The organism is Mesorhizobium sp. P3_A2 (assembly GCF_056403115.1).
The window spans coordinates 838,212-858,410 of sequence record NZ_JBFUGC010000001.1; the positions used below are offsets into that span (position 1 = coordinate 838,212).

A 20,199-nucleotide genomic window follows, 5' to 3' on the forward strand; every position below is an offset into this window, starting at 1 on the left:
GCACTCATCGCGGAGGGCGCCAGCACAAGATGCGGCGCACCCCTTGTGCTACGGCGAAAGATACTGCCCAAGCCAAGACCTTCAGACGATCTGCGACGCGCCGATGGCCGAGACTGGCGTCAGACGGAAGGGATGCCTCATGCAGCAGAGCGAGATCCAACTCCAAGCGTTCGGGCCGGACCATATCGAGGGCGCAGTGGCGCTTTCTCGCCAGGAGAATTGGCCGCATCGCCCGCAGGACTGGCAGATGGCGCTGCAGCTCTCGAGCGGCGCGGTCGCGCTCGACGACCAGGGCCGTGTCACCGGAACCATCCTGGTGACACCCTATGGCGCGGACTGCGCCATGATCAACATGGTCATCGTCGACAGGAACGTGCGGGGCAAGGGGCTCGGGCGCCGGCTCATGGATCAGGCGATCGCCCTTGCCGGCGACCGTCCGCTGCGGCTCGTCGCGACGACTGACGGCATGCCTCTCTATGAGAAGCTCGGCTTTGTGCCCTCCGGCACGATCCGGCAGCATCAAGGTGCGGTTGCAGCGCTCGGCGCGCCCGATGGGGTGGAAGCAGCAGGCGCCGGCGATCTACCTGACATCAAGACGCTGGACCGCGACGCCTACGGCGCCGACCGGGAAGCCTTGATCGATACGCTGGCCGAACGCGGCCAATTCGCCGTTATCCGCCGCAACGGCACCATCGAGGCCTATGCCGCGATCCGCCCGTTCGGACGCGGTGAGGTGATCGGACCGGTCATCGCGGAATGCGCTGACACCGCGAAGGCCCTGATTGGCTTCTTCGCCGCGAACCGCCCCGGCGCCTTTCTGCGCGTGGATACCGACAGCAGGACCGGCATTGCCGGTTGGCTCGAGGAAATCGGCCTCGCCCATGTCGGCGGCGGCGTGGCCATGGACCGCCCACCCAAGAACGGCGCGGAGACCAGGCCAAAAGTTTACGCCCTCGCCAACCAGGCGCTCGGCTAGGAGGACAACAATGCTCGCGAATTCCCTGATCGAACTCGACCGCGCCCACCTCATCCATCCGGTCTCATCATACCGCGGCCATGAGGCGCTCGGCGTGCGCGTCTTGAAATCGGCGAAGGGCGCGACCGTGACCGATGCGTCCGGCAAGCAACTCGTTGACGGTTTTGCGGGGCTGTGGTGCGTCAACGCCGGTTACGGCCACGACAGCATCGTCGAGGCTGCGGCCCGGCAGATGCGCGAGCTCCCCTACGCCACTGCCTATTTCGACCTCGGCTCGGAGCCGGCCATCCGCCTCGCCTCGGAGCTGGCTGAGCGCGCGCCCGGGGATCTCAATCACGTCTATTTCACGCTCGGCGGGTCGGACGCGGTCGACAGCACGATCCGTTTCGTCCGCTACTACTGGAATGCCAGGGGCGAACCGAAACGCGACCAGTTCATTTCCATCGAACTGGGTTATCACGGGTCGTCGGTGGTCGGCGCTGGCCTGACCGCATTGCCCGCCTTTCACGCCGGTTTTGGCATTCCCTTCGAATGGCAGCACAGGATCCCCTCCCCCTATCCCTATCGCAACCCGGTGGGCGAGGACGCGAGCGCGATCATCGCCGCATCGCTCGCTGCGCTGAAGGCCAAGATCGAGGAGATTGGACCGGAGCGGGTCGCTGCCTTCTATGCCGAGCCGATCCAGGGCTCGGGCGGTGTCATTGTCCCGCCGAAGGGCTGGATCAAGGCGGTGCGCGAACTTTGCCGAGAGTACGGCATCCTGTTTATCGCCGACGAGGTGATCACCGGCTTCGGCCGCACGGGACCTCTGTTCGCCTGCACGGAGGAGGACATCGTTCCCGACTTCATGACGACCGCGAAGGGGCTGACTTCCGGCTATGTTCCTATGGGCGCCGTGTTCATGGCCGATCATGTCTATAACGTCATCGCCGACGGCGCGGGCGCTTCGGCGGTCGGCCACGGCTACACCTATTCCGCCCATCCCGTCAGCGCCGCCGTCGCGCTCGAGGTGTTGAAGCTCTATGAAGGCGGCCTGCTGGAGAATGGCATCAAGGCCGGCGCTCGCCTGATGGCGGGATTGGAAGGCCTGAGCGATCACCCGCTCGTCGGCGATGTTCGCGGTCGCGGGATGCTTGCCGCGATCGAACTTGTGGTCGACAAAAGGAAGAAGACACCGCTTCCCGCATCGGCCATGCCGGCGCGGCGCGTCTTCGACAGGGCGTGGGACAATGGCCTGATCATCCGTGCCTTTGCCAACGGGGTTATCGGCTACGCTCCCCCGCTCTGCTGCACCGACGACGACATCGATGCGATCATCGAGCGCACGCGCCGGACACTCGACCAGACGCTGGACGATGCCGATGTCCGCCAGGCCCTGGCATGACGGGCGACGAATACCGCGTGTTTCGAAATAGCGCCGGGGCAGACGATTTCGCAATTTTGTGCCGCAGCCCAGCGCCTTTTCGGCGAATCCAGCGCGGGGGAAGTGCCAGACTGCTTATTAGACAAGGCCAGAAGCCCAGAACTTCCGGGTTTTTGAAAAGGCCGATGGCCCGGACAGCACGGAATTTTGTTCTGTTCAGCACCATGCAATTCGGCCGCGCGCAGAGGAGAGCCAGTCTTGGCCAGGGGCTTTAGCGAATTCAAATACATGACCTTCGACGTCGTCGGCACGCTGATTGACTTCGAAGGTGGCATCACGACCTGCCTGGCCGGGATTGCCGCCGACGCTGGCGTTTCCGTCGATGGCGAAGCCGCGCTGGCCCTGTATCGGCAGGCCCGCTACATGCCCGATGCGGGTCTGTTCCCCGACGATCTCGTACGTGTCTACATGGTCATCGCGCCGCAACTCGGCCTGCCGGTCGAGGATAAATACGGCGTCCGCTTACGCGACTCCGCCAGCGCCTGGCAAGGTTTCGCCGACAGCGCGGCGGCATTGGCCCAGCTTGCGCAATCGCACAAGCTGATTGCCATGACCAATGCCCGGCGTTGGGCTCTCGACCATTTCGAGAAGCAGCTCGGATCGCCCTTCTTCGCCACCTTCACCGCCGACGATACCGGAACGGAGAAACCGGATCCGGCGTTCTTCCAGAAGGTCTTTGATTTCGTTGCCTCCCGGGGTGACAGCAAGGACGACATCCTGCACGTCGCGCAGAGCCAGTATCACGATATCGGCATATCCCGGGCGCTTGGCTTGACCAACTGCTGGATCGAGCGCCGGCACGCCCAGAAGGGCTATGGCGGCACGATCGAGCCGGAGCGCTTCACCGCGCCGGACTACCACTTCACCTCAATGGCCGCATTGGCGGCGGCCATGCGGGAAAGCCTGAAGGAACGAACCTGAGCCCAAACCCGGAAAGCCGCGACAAGACGGGCATCCTGACCACATAAACAGAAAGGGGAATAACATGACCGACAAGATCACGAACTGGACCAGCGCAGACGATGCCATGGTCGAAAACGCCATCCGCCGGGGCGCAAGCCGCCGCGAACTTCTCAAGATGCTGTTGGCCGGCGGCGCCGCGGTTGCCGCGGGCAGCCTGGTGCTCGGCCGCGCCACGCAAGCCGTCGCCGCTGAGCCGGTTTCCGGCGGAACTTTCAAGGCCGCCGGCTGGTCGTCATCGACCGCCGACACGCTTGATCCGGCAAAGGCGTCGCTCTCCACCGACTATGTCCGCTGCTGCTCGCTCTACAACCGCCTGACTTTCCTCGACAAGGATGGCGTCACGCAGATGGAGCTGGCTGAAAGCTTCGACAGCAAGGACGCCAAGACCTGGACGGTGAAGCTGCGCAAGGGCGTCACCTTCCACGACGGCAAGGACCTCACGGCCGACGACGTCGTCTTCTCGCTGAAGCGCCATCTCGACAAAGCGGTCGGCTCCAAGGTCGCCAAGATCGCCGCACAGATGACTGGCTTCAAGGCGGTCGACAAGTCGACCGTCGAAATCACGCTCGCCGACCCGAATGCCGACCTGCCGACCATCCTGGCGCTGCACCATTTCATGATCGTCCAGGACGGCACCACGGACTTCTCCAAGGGCAATGGCACCGGCGCCTTCGTGCTGCAAACGTTCGAACCGGGCGTGCGTTCGGTGGTTACCAAGAACAAGAACTACTGGAAGTCGGGCAAGCCCTATCTCGACTCCTTCGAGTTCATCGCCATCAGCGACGACAGCGCCCGCGTCAACGCCCTGCTTTCCGGCGACATCAATTTTGCGGCCTCGATCAATCCGCGTGCGATGAAGCTCATCGGCGGCCAGCAGGGCTTCGAATTGTCGAAGACGACTTCGGGCAACTACACCGACCTCAACATCCGGCTCGACATGGATCCAGGCAGCAAGGCCGACTTCGTGGCGGGCATGAAGTATCTCGTCAACCGCGAGCAGATCGTCAAATCGGCTTTGCGCGGCCTCGGCGAAATCGGCAACGACCAGCCCGTCTCGCCGGCGAATATCTTCCACAATCCCGACGTCAAGCCGAAGGCTTTCGACCCGGACAAGGCGAAGTTCCACTTCCAGAAGGCAGGCCTGCTCGGCCAATCCATCCCGGTGATCGCTTCCGACGCGGCGACCTCGTCGATCGACATGGCGGTGATCATCCAGGCCGCCGGCGCGGATATCGGCATGAAGCTCGACGTCCAGCGCGTCCCGGCCGACGGCTACTGGGACAATTACTGGCTGAAGGCGCCAATCCATTTCGGCAACATCAATCCGCGCCCGACACCGGACATCCTGTTCTCGCTCCTCTACGCTTCCAACGCGCCGTGGAACGAAAGCCAGTACAAGTCCGAGAAGTTCGACAAGATGCTCATCGAGGCCCGCGGCTCGCTCGATCAGACCAAGCGCAAGGAGATCTACGGCCAGATGCAGGCTATGGTCTCCGAGGAAGCCGGCACCATCATCCCGGCCTACATTTCCAACGTCGACGCCCTCTCCAGCAAGGTGAAGGGTTTGGAAGCGAACCCGCTCGGTGGCATGATGGGCTATGCAATGGCGGAATATCTCTGGCTCGAAGCCTGAGAGAAGCCAGCCGGGGGCCGGTCAGCCAGCCCCCGGCACTTCATTGCGCAAGATTGTTTGGCCTACGCAACCGCGGGGAGCGCTTCCATGACGTCTGGGGTTCTCAACCTCGTGCTGAAGCGGCTGGGGATCGCGGCCGTCACGCTTTTGATCGTGCTGTTCGCTGTGTTCTTCGCCACCAGCATGCTGCCTGGCGATACCGCGTCGATCCTGCTCGGCCAGGCGGCGACTCCGGAAGCGGTCGCCGGCCTGCGCGAGGCCATGCATCTCAACGATCCGGCAATCCTGCGCTTCCTGCTCTGGCTTCTTGGCCTGCTCCACGGCGACCTCGGCACCTCCTATGCCAACGAGATGCCGGTCGCGACACTGATCGGCGGACGCCTGGTCAACACCATGAAACTCGCGGGCATCACCACGCTGCTCTCGGTGCCATTGGCGCTGACGCTCGGCATCACCGCCGCGATGTTGCGCGGCTCCGTCTATGACCGCGCCGTCACCATCCTGTCGATCGGCGTCATCTCCGTGCCGGAATTCATGGTCGCGACCCTCGCGGTCCTGCTCTTCGCCGTTTATTTGAAATGGCTGCCGGCGCTGTCCTCGGTCAACGAGGCGCATACGCTGACCGACCTCGTGCGCATCTATGCAATGCCGGTGATCACGCTCACCTTCGTCATCTCCGCCCAGATGATCCGCATGACCCGCGCCGCGGTGATCGAGACGCTCTCCACGCCTTATGTCGAGATGGCGCTTCTGAAAGGCGCCTCGCGCGGCCGCATGGTCCTGAGGCACGCCCTTCCCAACGCGCTCGGGCCGATCGTCAACGCGATCGCGCTCTCGCTGTCCTATCTGGTCGGCGGCGTCATCATCGTCGAGACGATCTTCAACTATCCCGGCATCGCCAAGCTGATGGTCGATGCCGTCGCCACCCGTGACCTGCCGCTTATCCAGAGTTGCGCGATGATCTTCTGCCTCGGCTACCTCTTCCTCATCACCGCCGCCGACATCGTCGCCATCATGTCCAACCCGAGGCTCAGATGACGATAGCGCGCGCGACAACCTCTCAACGGTCCTTCCTGGGCCACAGCTACAGCCTCATCGGCGTCGTGGCCGCGCTGGTCATCCTGGCGTGGACGCTCGTCGCGATCCTGGCGCCCTACGTCATTCCCCATTCGATCGGCGACATTGTCGACGACGACTATTTCGGCCCGATGCGCCAGGGACTGTGGCTCGGCTCGGACTATCTTGGGCGCGATATGCTCTCGCGGGTTCTGATGGGCGCCCGCTACACCGTCGGCATATCGCTCGCCGCCGTCTCCATCGCCTGCTTTTCAGGTGTCGTGCTGGGGATGATCGCGGCCGTGACCGGTGGCTGGCTCGACACCTGCCTCAGCCGCTTCCTGGACGCCATGAACTCCATCCCCAGCAAGCTGTTCGGCCTTGTGGTCGTCGCTGCGGTAGGCTCGTCGATCCCTGTGCTGATCCTGACGCTGGCCGTCATCTATGTCCCCGGCGCCTACCGCTTCGCGCGCGCGCTCGCCGTCAACATCAACACCATGGACTTCATCACCGTCGCCCGTGTCCGTGGCGAGAGCACCGCCTACCTTATCGGCTCCGAGATCCTGCCCAACATCATCCGCCCGGTGCTTGCCGACTTCGGCCTGCGCTTCGTCTTCATCGTGCTGTTGCTCTCCGGCCTGTCCTTCCTGGGACTCGGCCTCCAGCCACCGCTCGCCGACTGGGGCGCGCTGGTGCGCGAGAACATCGGCGGCCTGCCCTTCGCGGCCCCCGCCGTCATCGTGCCGTCGCTGGCAATCGCCAGCCTTACCATCAGCGTCAACCTGCTGATCGACAACCTGCCGCAGAAAATCAGGGACCGGGACGCATGAGCAATCTCGTCGAGGTCAGAAACCTGAGGATCGAGGCGAAGACCGACTCCGGACGGCTTGTCGAAATCATCAAGGGCGTCAGCTTCGACATCGCCGACGGTGAGATCGTTGCCCTGATCGGCGAGAGCGGCTCCGGCAAGACGACGGTAGCGCTCTCGCTCATGGGCTATGCGAGGCCCGGCTGCAGGATCGTCGGCGGCGAGATCAACGTCAACGGCAAGAACATGGCTGCCCTTTCCGAAAAGGAACGCGCCAGGCTGCGCGGCACCGACATTGCCTATGTTCCGCAAAGTGCCGCCGCCTCGTTCAACCCCTCCTCCACGATCATGGAGCAGGTCATCGAGGTCACGCGCATCCACCAGCTTATGCCACCCGAGCAAGCGCGCCAGCGCGCGGTCGAGCTGTTCAAGGCCTTGTCGTTGCCGGACCCGGAAGGGATCGGCGCCCGTTATCCGCACCAGGTTTCGGGCGGGCAGTTGCAGCGGCTGGCGGCGGCCATGGCGCTCATCGGCGATCCCAAGCTGATGATCTTCGACGAGCCGACGACAGCACTCGACGTGACGACGCAGATCGACGTGCTGAAGGCATTCAAGTCGGTCATGCGGGCGGGCGGGATAGCGGGTGTCTATGTTTCCCACGACCTCGCGGTCGTCGCCCAGATCGCCGACCGCATCGTGGTGCTGAAAGGCGGCGAAGTGCAGGAGACCGGCACCACGGCGGAAATCCTTTCGGCCGCCCAGCACCCCTACACGCGCGAACTGCTGGCCGCCTTCGAACCGAAGCCGCGGCAAGCACATGCAGACGCGGATACCGGGACGAAACAGCTGCTGCGTATCGACAATGTGACGGCTGGCTATGGCGCGGTGCGGGATGACGGACTGCCACTTATCCGCGCCGTCGATTCCGTCAGCCTCGTTGTCGAGAAAGGGCGCAATCTCGGCGTCATCGGCGAATCCGGCTGCGGAAAATCGACGCTGGCGCGCGTCATCGCCGGCATCCATCCGGCGGCTGCCGGTGACATCGTCTTCGACGGTGAGGAACTGCAGCGCGCCGCCAGGAAACGCAGCCAGGACCAGCTGCGCGAGATGCAGATCGTGTTCCAGTATGCCGATACCGCGCTCAATCCGGCCAAGCCCGTGGAGGACATCATCTCTCGCCCGCTGGCCTTCTATCATCGGCTCGACAGGCAGGCGCGCTCGAAGCGCGTCGACGAACTGCTCGACATGGTGCGCCTGCCCAAGACGCTGCGCTATCGTCATCCATCGGAGCTCTCGGGCGGCCAGAAGCAGCGCGTGAACTTCGCGCGCGCGCTGGCGGCCGACCCCAAGCTCATCATCTGCGACGAAATCACCTCGGCGCTCGACACGGTGGTGGCGTCCGCGGTGATCGAGCTGCTCAAGGAGCTGCAGCGCGAGCTAGGCCTCTCCTACATCTTCATCAGCCACGACCTCTCCGTCGTCGAGGCCATCTGCGACGAGATCATGGTCATGTACAATGGCGAGCGGGTGGAGCAGATCACGCCCGACAAGCTGACGGCGCCGACCCACCCCTATTCCAAGCTTCTGTTCTCCTCGGTGCCGAAGCTCGACCCGACCTGGCTCGACGGCCTCGTCCGCGACCCCGAACTCGTCAGCCAGTACGGCCACCGATAGAGCGGGTCGCCATTCAAGGAAACCGCGAACCGCTCTATCTCTTTCCTTCTTGGCGCAATTCCCAAGGGAAAGCGTTGCCCGCTTTTCGCGGGAAAACCGCTTCACACTTTTCCTGGAATTACTCTGACTACATCGGAAACAGGCTGGGCAGCGGCATGTGCGCCTTGACGATGGGGGATTTCAGCACCACGAAGCTGAAATACTTGTCGATGCCGATATCCATGTCGGTCAGCCGCTCCATGATCGTCTGATACTCACTAATGCCGGAGGTCACGAATTTCATCAAATAGTCGTAGCCGCCCGACACAAGATGGCATTCGATGACCTGCTCGATCTTCTCCACGACAGCGAGAAAGCGGGCGAAATCAATCTGCCGGTGGTTCTTCAAGGTGATTTCGGTGAAAACGGTCAGCGTCTGGCCAAGCTTGCCGATATTGATCTGCGCGGAATAGCCTTCGATGTAGCCTTCCGACTGGAGCTTCTTGACCCGCATCAGGCACGGGCTCGGCGACAGATGCACCAGATCAGCCAGTTCCACATTGGTGATGCGGCCGTTCTTCTGCAATTCGTGCAGAATTTTGATGTCGATCCGATCCAGTTTCACGGCCGTCTCCGAAGATCGCATGCCGCAGCACAAAATGCTGCCGTATCAACAGCCATCGACACTACCACAGCCGGCCGGCCTGTCCATCCAAGCCGACACCACTTTGAAACGCAGCGACTTCCGATTTCAATCGAGCTGCCGGAATAAAATTCTGCCTCGGCCTCAACTGCAGCAGCGGCTGCCTGCGCAACGCGTTAGATTGGCGTATCGAGGCAGAGAGACCATGCGCGCGCAGCTGCAGCAAATCGAGACATCTGGCGAACCGCCACAGTCCGCGGACGCGGTGGTGATCGGCGGTGGCATCGTTGGCGTCTTTGCGGCCTACTATCTGGCCAGACGCGGCATGAAGGTCGCGCTTGTCGAAAAGGGGCGCATCGGCGCCGAACAATCCTCCAGAAACTGGGGATGGTGCCGCCAACAGAACCGCGACGCCCGCGAGCTGCCGATGGCAACCCGAAGCCTCGATCTGTGGAACAGCTTCGCAGCGGAAACCGGCGAGGACACCGGCTTTCGCCGCTGTGGCCTGCTCTATCTCAGTGATGACGAGGCGGAACTGGCCGGCTGGGCGCGCTGGCGTGACTTCGCCAGGACGGCCGGCGTCACCACGCACATGCTCGACGGCGCCAAGGCCAGCGAGCGAGGTCGCGCCACCGGCCGGACCTGGAAAGGCGGCGTCTTCTCGCCGACCGACGGCACCGCCGATCCGTCGCGGGCCGCGCCCGCTGTCGCCCGCGGCATCCTCAGGCTCGGCGGTTCCGTGCACCAGAATTGCGCCGCGCGCGGTATCGAGACCGAGGGTGGCTGCCTGAGTGGCGTGGTGACCGAAAACGGAACGATCCGGACGAAGCTGGCCGTCCTGGCCGGCGGCGCCTGGGCCTCCTCCTTCTGCCGGCAGTTCGGCTTCCGCTTTCCGCAGGCGTCGATCCGTTCCTCCATCCTGTCCGTCTCGCCGGGCGCGGAGGGCCTTCCGGATGCGCTGCACACGGCAAGGATCTCGGCCACGCGTCGCAGCGATGGTGGCTACACGCTCGCCATAAGCGGTCGCGGCCGCGTGGACGTTACGCCGCAGCAGCTGCGCTTCTCGTCGCAGTTCCTGCCGATGTTCCTGAAGCGGTGGCGAAGCCTCGCGCCCGGCGGCCTTCAGGGCATGTGCTCGGGCCACGAAACGCTACGGCGCTGGCGGCTTGACCAGCCGACGCCGATGGAGCGGATGCGTATCCTCGATCCGGTCCCGGATCGCGCGACCATTCGGCTTACCCACGCCCGAGCGCTCGAGTTGCTGCCGGCACTGCGCCAGACCAGGATCAATGCGGCCTGGGCCGGCTACATCGACAGCACGCCGGACGGCGTGCCCGCCATTGGCGAGATCCACAGCGTTCCGGGCTTCTTCCTGGCTGCCGGATTTTCGGGACACGGCTTCGGCATCGGGCCCGGCGCCGGGTATCTCGTCGCCGATCTGGTGACTGGAGCGGAGCCGATCGTTGATCCGACATCCTATGATCCCCGGCGCTTCGATGCTTCGGCCTGGGGAAAGGTTGCCGATTTCTAGGATGCGATCGTCATCCATCCACAGCCTCAGCCTTCCCGCAGAAAGGCGCCGATAGGCGCCGGCCGGACAGGCGCCTGCCCACGAAACCGGCCGACAGCGTCGGGCATGCAGCCGGCTTGCGCCGCAACGAGCTCGACGGCAGCCAACTGGCAATAGCGCCCCTGGCATCGCCCCATGCCGACGCGTGACAGCGATTTCGCCCTGTTGGCTTCGCCGCCGGCAAAATCCACACTCTGGCGTACGTCTGTGGCTGTCACGTTCTCGCAGCGGCAAACGACCGCGTCGTCGGGGAGCGCCTGCACCGTCGCGGCCGGCCAGGGAAAGGCCCGAGCCAGGCCGCGGGCAAAGCGCTCGAGCCGCGCGAGCTTGCGCAGATCGGCACTTGCGGAGGCCATCGGATGTCCGAGATCGGCAAGGCATGCCGCCGCCGCGACACGCCCAGCGATCTCCGCCCCGTCCGCTCCGATGAGACGAACCCCATCGCCCGCAAGATAGACGTCGTTGCCGGCGCGACCCATCTTGTCGGTCTTTGGCAGCCATTGCCGCCACTCTTCGTCATAGCTGAAGGCGCATCCTGCGAGGTCGGCCAGATGCGTTTCCGCCCGCAGGTGCCAGCCCATGCCGATCATGTCGCATGGACTGAGGCGCTGCCTTCCGCCGGCGTCGCGCCAGTGCATCGTGGTGACGCCCTTTTCGTCAGCCTCGATCCGTTCGAGCGTCACGCCCGCGTGGTAGCGGCTGCCGAGCCTTGCTCGCAGGGCCAGGCCGCGCAGCGCAACCAATGGCCGGGCAGCAAGTCCCCAGGCCCCTCGCATCTGCTGTTGCCAAGGAGAAGTGTCAAGCACCCCCGCCACATCCGCTCCAGCCTTGATGAGCTGAGTGCCGACCAGCGTCAGTAAAGGCCCCGATCCGACGAGCACGATGCGTCGCCCGAGCGCGACGCCCTGCGCCTTCAGCGCGATCTGCGCTGCGCCAAGGCTGTAGACGCCGGCGCTCTGCCAGCCAGGCACTGGAGCGACACGGTCGGACGCGCCGGTGGCAAGGATCAGGCGATCATAGAAGACCACCTGCACGCCACCCTCCCCCAGCACGTGCAGTCGCCCGTCCTGCACGGCGATGACCGAGCTCGCTGCGCAATGGGTGAGCCGCCCCTCTGCTGCCAGCCGGTCGAAGAGCGAATGCAGCGCATCCGCCTTTGCCGCCTCCGATCCGTAGAGCTGCTTCGCGGTACGGGTGAACCCGGCTGGCGGGCGCCTATAGATCTGCCCACCCGCGCGCTGCCCCTCGTCGATCACCACCGGATGGAGTCCCGCCTCGACCAGTGTCGCGGCCGCCCTTATGCCGGCCGGACCGGCGCCCACGATCACGATCCGCGGCGACGAGGTCTCGCTCACGGCCAGCTCTCCGGTGGCGTCGTGCGCAACCGCATACCTTCCGTGACAAGTGACGAGCACGCCCACATGCGCGGTCCCTCGTCCTGCCATACCCAGCAATCCTGGCAGGCTCCCATCAGGCAAAAGCCGGCGCGCGGTTCGGGCCCGAACTCGGATTTTCGCAACGCGTGTCCTGATGCCAGCATGGCGGTCAGCACGGTGTCGCCCGCAAGGGCGCCGCGCATCTGACCGTCGAGAAAGAAATGCACCACTGCGCGGTCGCGCTCGGCCAGCCGGACGATGCGGCCGGGGGTGATCATTCCGCTGCCTCTCGCACGGTGCGAGGACGGGGCAGTTCGGGGAACCGTTCGCAGACTGCATCGAACGCCGCCTGGACGCCTTCCGGTCCCGAGCGCCCTTTCATGCGACGGAATATCTCCGTCTTGGCGAAAAACCGCCAGTGGATCGGCAAGTCCCGCAGTATGGCGGTCAGCAGGTCATAGGCCGCCGGCGTCCATTGCGCTTCGTAGCCATCGCGCTCCGGACCGAAATGAAAATGGCCGGCGGCTGGTCCCTGCCGCGCGCGCAGTCTTTCCGTCGCCTGCAAGTCGACCTCGCCGTCACGGATGACGACCCCATAGTCGCGCTCGGCAGCCGTTAGCGTGACATAGCCACGCCGCACATCCTGCGCGACGCGCCAGGGCTCGCGCTCACGCGGATCGCCGCGCCCGCCGCCTCCGGCGGAGCGGATATCGAGCACGTCACCAGGCTGCAGCACCGCCGTGTCGATGTTGCCCAGCCGCCGCTCGTGCTCGGTCCCCGGATTGACGACCATGTCAGACAGGCCGGCCGCCTTGCCGCCCAGCACGCCCCAGGGACGAAAGAAGCTGCGGTCGCGGTTGCGCGCCGTGATTCGGGAGTCCGGCGCAAAGACACGGAAGGCCATCTCGGTCGCCAGGCCGCCGCGCCAGCGCCCTGCACCGCCACTGTCCCGGGCGAGCCCGTATTTCACGAATTCGACCGGGGTCTCGGTCTCGGTGATCTCGATCGGCGTGTTCTTGAGATAGGCGGCATCGGCGCCCGATCCGTTGGTTCCGTCGCGATGCGGCATCGCGCCACCGCCGCCCACCACGGGATTCACCGCCGTGATGACAGTCTTGCTGGTCCGCTCGTCCGTGGTCATGACATTGACGATGCAGTTGTTGCCGGCGGGTGCTGCGGGCAGGCGCTCCGGCACGGCTTGCGAGAAGGCGCCGAAGATGACCGACCGCAGCCGGGCGCAGGTGAGCGAGCGCATGCCGACTGCGGCGGGATGAACCGGATTCAACACCGACCCCGTGGGTGCGATGCAGGTGAACGGCCGGGTGAGGCCTGTGTTGAGCAGGATCTTCGGGTTCAGCGTATAGAGCACGTAGTAGACACCCACCAAAAGCATGGTGTGGCGCGGATCGCCGCCCGAAGGCACGTTGAGAGAGGAACCGAGCTGTGGATCGGAGCCGGTGAAGTCGAGCACCGCCTCGTCGCCCCTGATCGTCAGCGTCAGCTTCAGCCGGCATGGATTGGCCTCGACCGAATCCTCGTCAGCATAGTCGGCGAATTCCCACGTGCCGTCGGGCATCGAGCGCAGCACGTCGCGCGCCTGCGCCTCCGCATGGTCGAGAAGCGCGGAAACACCTTCGATCAAGCCGGCCTTGCCGAACTTCCTCACCATCGCCTGGATCTTGCGCTCGCCGGTGTTGAGCGCGCCGACCAGCGCCTTGATGTCGCCGATGTTGAGGTCGGGCTTGCGCACATTGGTGCTCATGATCCGCAGTATCGTCTCATCAAAGACGCCCTCGTTCACCAACTTCATCGGCGGAAAGCGGATGCCTTCCTGATGGATTTCGGTCAGCGCCCGGCTAAGCGAAGCCGGCACCGCGCCACCCATGTCGGTGTTGTGGATATGCCCTCCGGTCCAGGCGACGATCTCGCCATCGACGAAGACCGGCTTCCACAGATGCGTGTCGGGTGCGTGCGTGGCGACGTAGCCGGAATAGGGATCGTTGGTGAAGGCAACGTCGCCCGGCCGGTAGTCGTCGACCATTGCAATCGCGCGGTGATACGAAAGCCCCGGATACCAGGTGGCGCCGAGGTCCATCGGCACGGCGAAGGTCGCGCCTAAACGGTCCATCAGCATCACCGTAAAATCCTGCGTCTCCTTGACGAAGGCCGAGTGCGCAGTGCGATGCAGCGTGTGGGCCATGTTCTCGGCCGCCGCGCGGGCATGGTTCGCCAGAACCTGCAGATTTGTCCGGTCAAACATGGCATCACTCCGGGAAGGTAAGAAAAAGGTTGAGGTGACGGTCGACCCGTGCCTGTGCTCCAGCGGGAATTGCGAAGGTGGTGTCTTCCTGCACGACCACCGCAGGCCCGTGGAACGTGCTGCCCGGCACCAGGGCCTGCCGGTCGTGGAGGTCGACGGTCTCGACGCCAGCGCCCGTATAGACCGGGAGCCGGCGCGCCGGAACGGCGGCGGCACGGATCTCGTCTGTCTCCGGGAAGGAGAGCTTCGGCCCCGCGCCTACGGCGGATAGCCGGACATTCACAAGTTCGATCTCGCCGTCCGGGTCGTGGAAATCGTAGAGCTGCTGATGGGTGAGATGGAAGGCCTGCGCGATGGCGGCCGCATTGCCGTCCGTCAGCCATTCCGGTGAAAGGACGACCTCGATCTCATAACTCTGTCCGACATAGCGCATGTCGCAGGACAGATTGAGCTCCGCCTCCCCGTCATGACGTTGCGCCGCGAGCCAGTCGCGGCCCTCACGTGCCAGGGCCTCGAAGGCCTCGCGAATTCCGGCAAGCGACATGCTCGACAGCGGGCTGAAGATGGTGCGGATGAAGTCCCCGCGTAGATCCGCCACCAACCCGCCCAGCGCCGACACCACGCCGGGACGGCGGGGCGCCATGACGCGCTTCATCCCGAGTTCGCAGGCCAGGAAGGCGCCGAGCATCGGGCCGCCGCCGCCGAAAGGCATCAGCGTGAAATCGCGCAAGTCGACGCCGGCGCGCGAGGCGAGTTTCTCGACCTCGACGAACATCTCCGACACCGCAATGTCGAGGATCGCCTGCGCAGTCTGCTCGACCGGTCGGTCGAGCCGGGCGGCAAGGTCGCCGACCGCGCGATGCGCCAGTCCCTTATCGATCCTGAGCTGGCCGTAGGCCATCTCGCTGTGGCCCAGCCATCCGCACACCACCATGGCGTCCGTCACCGTCGCCCGCTCGCCACCTCGGCCATAGCATGCCGGTCCCGGCGTCGACCCGGCCGACTCCGGCCCGACACGCAGCACACCCTGCGCATCGACGCTGGCGATCGAGCCGCCGCCGACGCCGATCGAGCTCACCGACACGGAAGGGATATGCAGTGGAAATTCGCCGATCAGCTCGCCGGTTCCGAACTGCGCCTCGCCGCCGATGATGAGCGCGAAGTCGGCCGAGGTGCCGCCGATGTCGAGGGTAAGAATCCTGTCTTCGCCTGCCTGGCGCGCCAGCCACGAGGCGCCGATGACACCGGAGGCCGTTCCCGACAAGAGCATGTTCACGCAGGCACGCTTGCCTTCGGCGGCGTTCATCAGCCCACCGTTCGACTTCGTCAGCATCGGACGGGCCGGCACGCCGCGGGCCTTCAGCCGCTCTTCCAGCGCCGTGAGATAGCCCGAGACGCGCGGATGGACATAGCCATTGAGAATGGCGGTCGAGCTGCGCTCGTACTCGCGGATGACCGGCCACACCTCAGCGGAGGAGAAGACGAAGAGGTCAGGCGCGAGACGTGCGATCGCCGCCTTGACGGAGGCTTCCTGCGCGCCGTTGCGCCAGGCATGGAGGAAGGACACGATAATCCCTTGCGCCCCGTTCGCCTTCGCCACTGCCACCGCTCTCTCGACCGCCGCCATGTCCGGCGCTTGGGATTCGCTGCCATCGGCACGCATGCGGACCGGAATGCCGAACACCATGTCGCGCGAGATCAGCGGGTCCGGCCGCGCGCAGAACAGCGAATACATGTCCGGCATGCGCAGCCGCGCGAGTTCGATGACGTCCTCGAAGCCGGCATTGGTGAACAGCGCAAGCGGCGCGCCCTTGCGCTGGATGATGGTGTTGATGCCGACGGTCGTGCCATGCACGAAGCGCGTCATAAGGGTGGGATCGAAGCCTTCGCGTTCGGCCAGAAGCGAAAGGCCCGTCATCAGCTCGGCGCCCGGATCCTCCGGCGTCGTCAGCACTTTCAGCGAGGCGACGCGGCCGGAGCGGGCTTCGAGCGCGCAGAAATCGATGAATGTCCCGCCGATGTCGACGCCGACCTTCCAATCGGCTCCGTTCTGCGCCTCATTCGGCTCGATGGCACCATCCATGATGCGTCCCTTCCTGTCTGCCGCCTAAAAGCTGGCACGACTGGATGGTCCGGGTCCAAGACGTATGATGGGCAAGCATATAAGGCTTGCTTATGCCTTTGCCCTGTCGCCGCCCAGAACGGCGGAACAGGCCGCACGGATTTGGTCGCGCATCATCTCATCGGCCCGCGAAAGAGCCCGTGTGCGTGACGTCAGCAGCGCGATCGGAAATTCCGGCCCCGCCGCGACCGGCCTGACGTCAAGCCCGGCAAACTGGTGCCACGGCAGCAATGCATCAACGAGCGCGATACCGAGACCAGCCTGGACGAAGCCGACCGCGGAGATGGACACGTCGATCTCGAGCGACGGCGAAAGCGCCACGCCCTGCGCGCGGGCAGCATGCGCCAGTTCGTCGGCGGGACGGGTGTTTCCGCGATAGGATATCAATTCCTCGCCGGCGAGATCGGCGAGCGTCAGCTTGGTCTTCCGGGCCAACGGATGCCCGGCGGGGAGCAGGCATGCGAAGCCGATGCTGCCGATCACTTCCGCCTCGATATCGGGAGGCAGGCGGTCGTCCATGGCCACGCCAAGGCTGGCATCGCCGGCGCGCAGCATATCGACGATCGCGGCGATCGGCGCACTATGGGAACGCAGCAATATGTTGGGGTGCGATGCCCGGAAGCTGGTGAAAGCGCGCGGCAGGATCGCCATGGCCGGCGGCGGCGAGGCCGCGACCCGTACCAGCCCCGTCCGGCCCAGACGCAGGTCGGTGGTCTTGCGGCGCAAGCCCTCCAGCCCCGCCGCCAGCCTCTCGGCATCGGCGAAGATCTCAAGCGCCTCAGGGGTCGGCCGCAGCCGGCCCTTGACGCGCTCAAACAAGGTGAAGCCGAGCTCATCCTCGGTGTGGAGCAGGATCTGGCTGAGTGCGGGTTGGGAGATGTTCAGGGTCCGCGCCGCGGCGGTCACGGTGCCCGCACGCATGACGGCGATAAACACTTCGAGCTGACGAGCCCGCATTGCCGCTCCATAGGTTAAGCTTATGGCTGTTGTCCAAACCCATCTTTGACGCAATGAAGCGGTGCCGACAAGATCGGCGCCTTCAGGATCATTCGCTCCGCGCAGGGAATAACCATGGATGTGATCGTGCTGGGCGGTGGATTGATGGGAACGGCTTCGGCCTATTTCCTTGCCGGGCGCGGTGCGCGCGTGACGCTGATCGAGCGCAACCTGGTCGGCACTGGGGCGACCGTCGCTTCCTTCGGCAACATCCGACGCACGGGGCGTCATCTGTCCCAGCTTCCGCTGGCCCATCGCTCGCTTGAGCTGTGGCGAGAGGTCGATCAGATGCTGGGCCGTGACGTGGAATTCCGCGCCACCGGTCATATCCGGCTGATCTTCGATGAGGGTAGTCTTGCCGACATGCGGGCTTATGCCGAGGCGGCGCGACCTTGGGGGCTTGAATTGGAGGAACTCGGACCGCGCGAAATCTCTTCCCGGTTTCCCGGCCTCGGCCCTGACGCGATTGCCGCGTCGTTCTCGCCGCATGACGGCAGCGGCAATCCCCGACTGATCGCACCGGCCTTCGCCGAAGCCGCCCGCAAGCTTGGCGCAGCGATCGTCGAGGACGCTGAAGTCGACACGATCAGGCGCTCGGGGTCCGGGTTCGTTGTCGTATGTTCGAAAGGTACATTCGCCGCCGAGTGTCTGCTCAATACCGCCGGGGCCTGGGGCGCGCGCATCGCCGCGCAGTTCGGCGAAGCGGTACCGCTCGACTCCTGCGGTCCACAGATGGGCGTGACCGAGCCGCTGCCGCACCGGATTCTGCCTGTGGTTGGCATCTGGACGCGCAACAAGGAGTATGGCGCCTATCTGCGCCAGGTCGAGCGGGGCAATATAATCTTCGGCGGTGCGGCCGAAAGGGTGCCGGTGGACCTGGATCCAGGCCACGCCGTCGCCGATCCCATGCGCCTACCATTGCAATTGCGCGCCGTCGCGCGGCTGCTGCCGGCAATCGCGCAAGTCGCGGTCATCCGTACATGGTCCGGCTGCGAGGGCTATGTGCGGGACATGCTGCCGGTCATGGGGCGCTCGGCGACGACGCCAGGCCTGTTCCACGCCTTCGGCTTCAGCGGACACGGCTTCCAGCTCGGTCCGGGCGTCGGCGACGCCATGGCCGAACTCATCACGACCGGCCGTTGCGAGACGCCACTAGACGATTTCAGGGTTGATCGCTTCGGCCGCGCCGCCTGAAGAAGCAACTGGTGAAATCCACGCAACGATGGCCCGGCCGCGAATGCGGGATAGCCAGTCTCGCCGTCGCCTTCGAGCATGAGGATCTCAAGAGGGCGTTGCGCGCTAGGCACAAAGATTTCCCCGATGATTTTGGCCACCGACGGCCAGCACTGGCGGAGGACGTGCATGGCCGAGTTCAGAACCCGCCTAATTGCACGTCCTGGCCGCCGATCACCGCACGCATCGCTGGAAGGGCTTTCGAAGCCGGAGTTGTTGAGCTACGTGTGACGGGCGCCATCAATGAAACGGAGTAAATTGACGAACGAGCCCAAAACCATTTCACTGCAAAAGGCAGAGACTTACCCGACAAACGCTCAATTCAAACTCGAAGAATTAATCGTAAGCTACTGATTTGTAATAAGTTGGTGGGCCCGGAGGACGTATTAATATCTTTGATTTTGTTGAGTTTTTCGTGGGCCAAAATCAGAAATCTTCCCGCACTGTTCCGTGTCGTTCCGCCGCCCAACCCTGCTGGCTCATTGGTGCCCGGACTCAGGCAGGCGGATGGCACGACGCACCAAAACCCTACATCATTACCAGCGCATGCTGAACCCGAGCTTGCCGCTTATGACATTGCTGTCACCGAAGCTTGCGAGGCTCGTCCTTGCCAGCGCTTCGCCATTGACCGAGTACTTCCCGTCGCCAAAGTCCAACGAGCCGCCAATGCCAAGACCGCCCCAGAACTTCTGGTTTTGGCTGACCAGATTCACGCCCGAGACATCGACATCCGTTCCGTCGAGGAAGTCGTAATAAAGGTTGGCGACGCCGTAGATATGCGCCCGACTCACCTGCCCTGCACGGTCGGCCCACTGGTTCTTCATAGTCTGCGGAGATGCCGAGGCGGCCGATCAGGCTGTCGCCGCTGCCGAGTGACACGACAGCGTCGAACTTGTCGGTGAACGTGTCGAAGTCGACGGCCGAATAGGACAGCTGCGCCTGCGGGGTGAGCGACCAGTTGCTGCGCACCGCGATCTTCTGCCCGGTCTCGATGCTGAGCCCATAGCCGAAGCCGTTGTTGCCATCGGCAAGCATGCCCAGCTGCGTCGAGGCCGGGGGCGCGCCAATGGCACGTTTCAAGCCTTCGCCACCCTATGCCTCAGCGCGCAGGGGATTTGGCCACCTCGAAGGACAAGCAGCAGACAGACCAATAACCACAAAGCAAAAAGGGTAAGCTGGTCTTTTGACCGCCACGGTGGGAGCTGGCGCGATCAGAGCCAAAGGTTCCGGAACTCAACATGACGAACGCGGATCGGTGCCAGAAGCTCTGCCGCACCACGCCGCTTTGGAAGAGCGCCATTGGGGATATAGCAGCATCTCGGATTTCGGGAGTATCGAGCAGAAATCGGACTTGGCGCAGCTCCATCCGGTTACGAACTCATGTCACGCATTAGTAGAGCCGCTTGCGCATCGATTCGGATGCCTTACTCGGTCGGGGTGATACCGGTGTGCCGGCGAAACACCCGGCTGAAATGCCCGGCATTGCC

The 20,199-nt window shown here is 64.4% G+C and carries 16 protein-coding genes and 1 pseudogene; 9 read left to right on the plus strand and 8 right to left on the minus strand.

Going from position 1 to position 20,199, the window contains the following annotated elements:
- Positions 1–139 precede the first annotated feature (139 nt).
- The 7 genes from AC1DXM_RS03965 to AC1DXM_RS03995 all read left to right on the plus strand — a co-directional run bounded on the left by AC1DXM_RS03965 (position 140) and on the right by AC1DXM_RS03995 (position 8,533).
- The gene (locus AC1DXM_RS03965; RefSeq protein WP_477231847.1) at positions 140–976 is read left to right on the plus strand and encodes a GNAT family N-acetyltransferase; all 837 of its coding nucleotides are present in this window, start codon (positions 140–142) and stop codon (positions 974–976) included.
- Positions 977–986: 10 nt separating this feature from the next.
- Positions 987–2,360 (plus strand): aminotransferase class III-fold pyridoxal phosphate-dependent enzyme, encoded by a 1,374-nt coding sequence (locus AC1DXM_RS03970; RefSeq protein ID WP_477231848.1) that lies wholly within the window; start codon positions 987–989, stop codon positions 2,358–2,360.
- A gap of 267 nt (positions 2,361–2,627) precedes the next feature.
- On the plus strand, positions 2,628–3,320 hold the full coding sequence (locus AC1DXM_RS03975; RefSeq protein WP_477231849.1) for an HAD-IA family hydrolase: 693 nt from the start codon (positions 2,628–2,630) through the stop codon (positions 3,318–3,320).
- 64 nt (positions 3,321–3,384) lie between these two features.
- A complete protein-coding gene (locus AC1DXM_RS03980) occupies positions 3,385–4,995 on the plus strand; it encodes an ABC transporter substrate-binding protein (RefSeq protein WP_477231850.1) in 1,611 nt (536 codons plus the stop codon).
- 87 nt (positions 4,996–5,082) lie between these two features.
- Positions 5,083–6,033, plus strand: a complete 951-nt coding sequence (locus AC1DXM_RS03985; RefSeq protein WP_477231851.1) for an ABC transporter permease — start codon at positions 5,083–5,085, stop codon at positions 6,031–6,033.
- The gene (locus AC1DXM_RS03990; protein ID WP_477231852.1) at positions 6,030–6,881 is read left to right on the plus strand and encodes an ABC transporter permease; all 852 of its coding nucleotides are present in this window, start codon (positions 6,030–6,032) and stop codon (positions 6,879–6,881) included. The genes AC1DXM_RS03985 and AC1DXM_RS03990 overlap by 4 nt, the downstream gene beginning before the upstream one ends.
- Positions 6,878–8,533, plus strand: a complete 1,656-nt coding sequence (locus tag AC1DXM_RS03995) for an ABC transporter ATP-binding protein (RefSeq protein WP_477231853.1) — start codon at positions 6,878–6,880, stop codon at positions 8,531–8,533. The genes AC1DXM_RS03990 and AC1DXM_RS03995 overlap by 4 nt, the downstream gene beginning before the upstream one ends.
- A gap of 127 nt (positions 8,534–8,660) precedes the next feature.
- Here AC1DXM_RS03995 and AC1DXM_RS04000 read toward each other — a convergent pair whose 3' ends face one another.
- Positions 8,661–9,137 (minus strand): Lrp/AsnC family transcriptional regulator, encoded by a 477-nt coding sequence (locus tag AC1DXM_RS04000; protein ID WP_192259777.1) that lies wholly within the window; start codon positions 9,135–9,137, stop codon positions 8,661–8,663.
- A gap of 223 nt (positions 9,138–9,360) precedes the next feature.
- Between AC1DXM_RS04000 and AC1DXM_RS04005 the strand changes: the two genes are divergently transcribed.
- Positions 9,361–10,686 (plus strand): NAD(P)/FAD-dependent oxidoreductase, encoded by a 1,326-nt coding sequence (locus AC1DXM_RS04005; protein ID WP_477231854.1) that lies wholly within the window; start codon positions 9,361–9,363, stop codon positions 10,684–10,686.
- Between the two features lie 26 nt (positions 10,687–10,712).
- Here AC1DXM_RS04005 and AC1DXM_RS04010 read toward each other — a convergent pair whose 3' ends face one another.
- The 5 genes from AC1DXM_RS04010 to AC1DXM_RS04030 all read right to left on the minus strand — a co-directional run bounded on the left by AC1DXM_RS04010 (position 10,713) and on the right by AC1DXM_RS04030 (position 17,440).
- A complete protein-coding gene (locus tag AC1DXM_RS04010) occupies positions 10,713–12,080 on the minus strand; it encodes an FAD/NAD(P)-dependent oxidoreductase (protein ID WP_477231855.1) in 1,368 nt (455 codons plus the stop codon).
- A complete protein-coding gene (locus AC1DXM_RS04015) occupies positions 12,077–12,379 on the minus strand; it encodes a (2Fe-2S)-binding protein (RefSeq protein WP_477231856.1) in 303 nt (100 codons plus the stop codon). Before AC1DXM_RS04015 ends, AC1DXM_RS04010 begins: the two co-directional genes overlap by 4 nt.
- Positions 12,376–14,361, minus strand: a complete 1,986-nt coding sequence (locus tag AC1DXM_RS04020) for a hydantoinase B/oxoprolinase family protein (RefSeq protein ID WP_477231857.1) — start codon at positions 14,359–14,361, stop codon at positions 12,376–12,378. The genes AC1DXM_RS04015 and AC1DXM_RS04020 overlap by 4 nt, the downstream gene beginning before the upstream one ends.
- 4 nt (positions 14,362–14,365) lie before the next feature.
- Positions 14,366–16,444, minus strand: a complete 2,079-nt coding sequence (locus AC1DXM_RS04025; RefSeq protein WP_477231858.1) for a hydantoinase/oxoprolinase family protein — start codon at positions 16,442–16,444, stop codon at positions 14,366–14,368.
- Between the two features lie 90 nt (positions 16,445–16,534).
- Positions 16,535–17,440: a LysR family transcriptional regulator gene (locus tag AC1DXM_RS04030; protein WP_477231859.1), complete on the minus strand. Its 906-nt coding sequence runs from the start codon at positions 17,438–17,440 to the stop codon at positions 16,535–16,537.
- Between the two features lie 114 nt (positions 17,441–17,554).
- Here AC1DXM_RS04030 and AC1DXM_RS04035 point away from each other — a divergent pair, with 114 nt between their 5' ends.
- Positions 17,555–18,673 carry an NAD(P)/FAD-dependent oxidoreductase gene (locus tag AC1DXM_RS04035; RefSeq protein ID WP_477231860.1) on the plus strand — a complete coding sequence of 373 codons (1,119 nt, stop codon included), beginning with the start codon at positions 17,555–17,557 and terminating at the stop codon, positions 18,671–18,673.
- A 575-nt stretch (positions 18,674–19,248) separates the two neighbouring features.
- Here AC1DXM_RS04035 and AC1DXM_RS04040 read toward each other — a convergent pair.
- Positions 19,249–19,536, minus strand: a complete 288-nt coding sequence (locus AC1DXM_RS04040; protein WP_477231861.1) for an autotransporter outer membrane beta-barrel domain-containing protein — start codon at positions 19,534–19,536, stop codon at positions 19,249–19,251.
- A 52-nt stretch (positions 19,537–19,588) separates the two neighbouring features.
- Positions 19,589–19,747: pseudogene (locus tag AC1DXM_RS04045) on the minus strand (autotransporter outer membrane beta-barrel domain-containing protein); the annotation flags it as partial.
- Between the last annotated feature and the right edge of the window lie 452 nt (positions 19,748–20,199).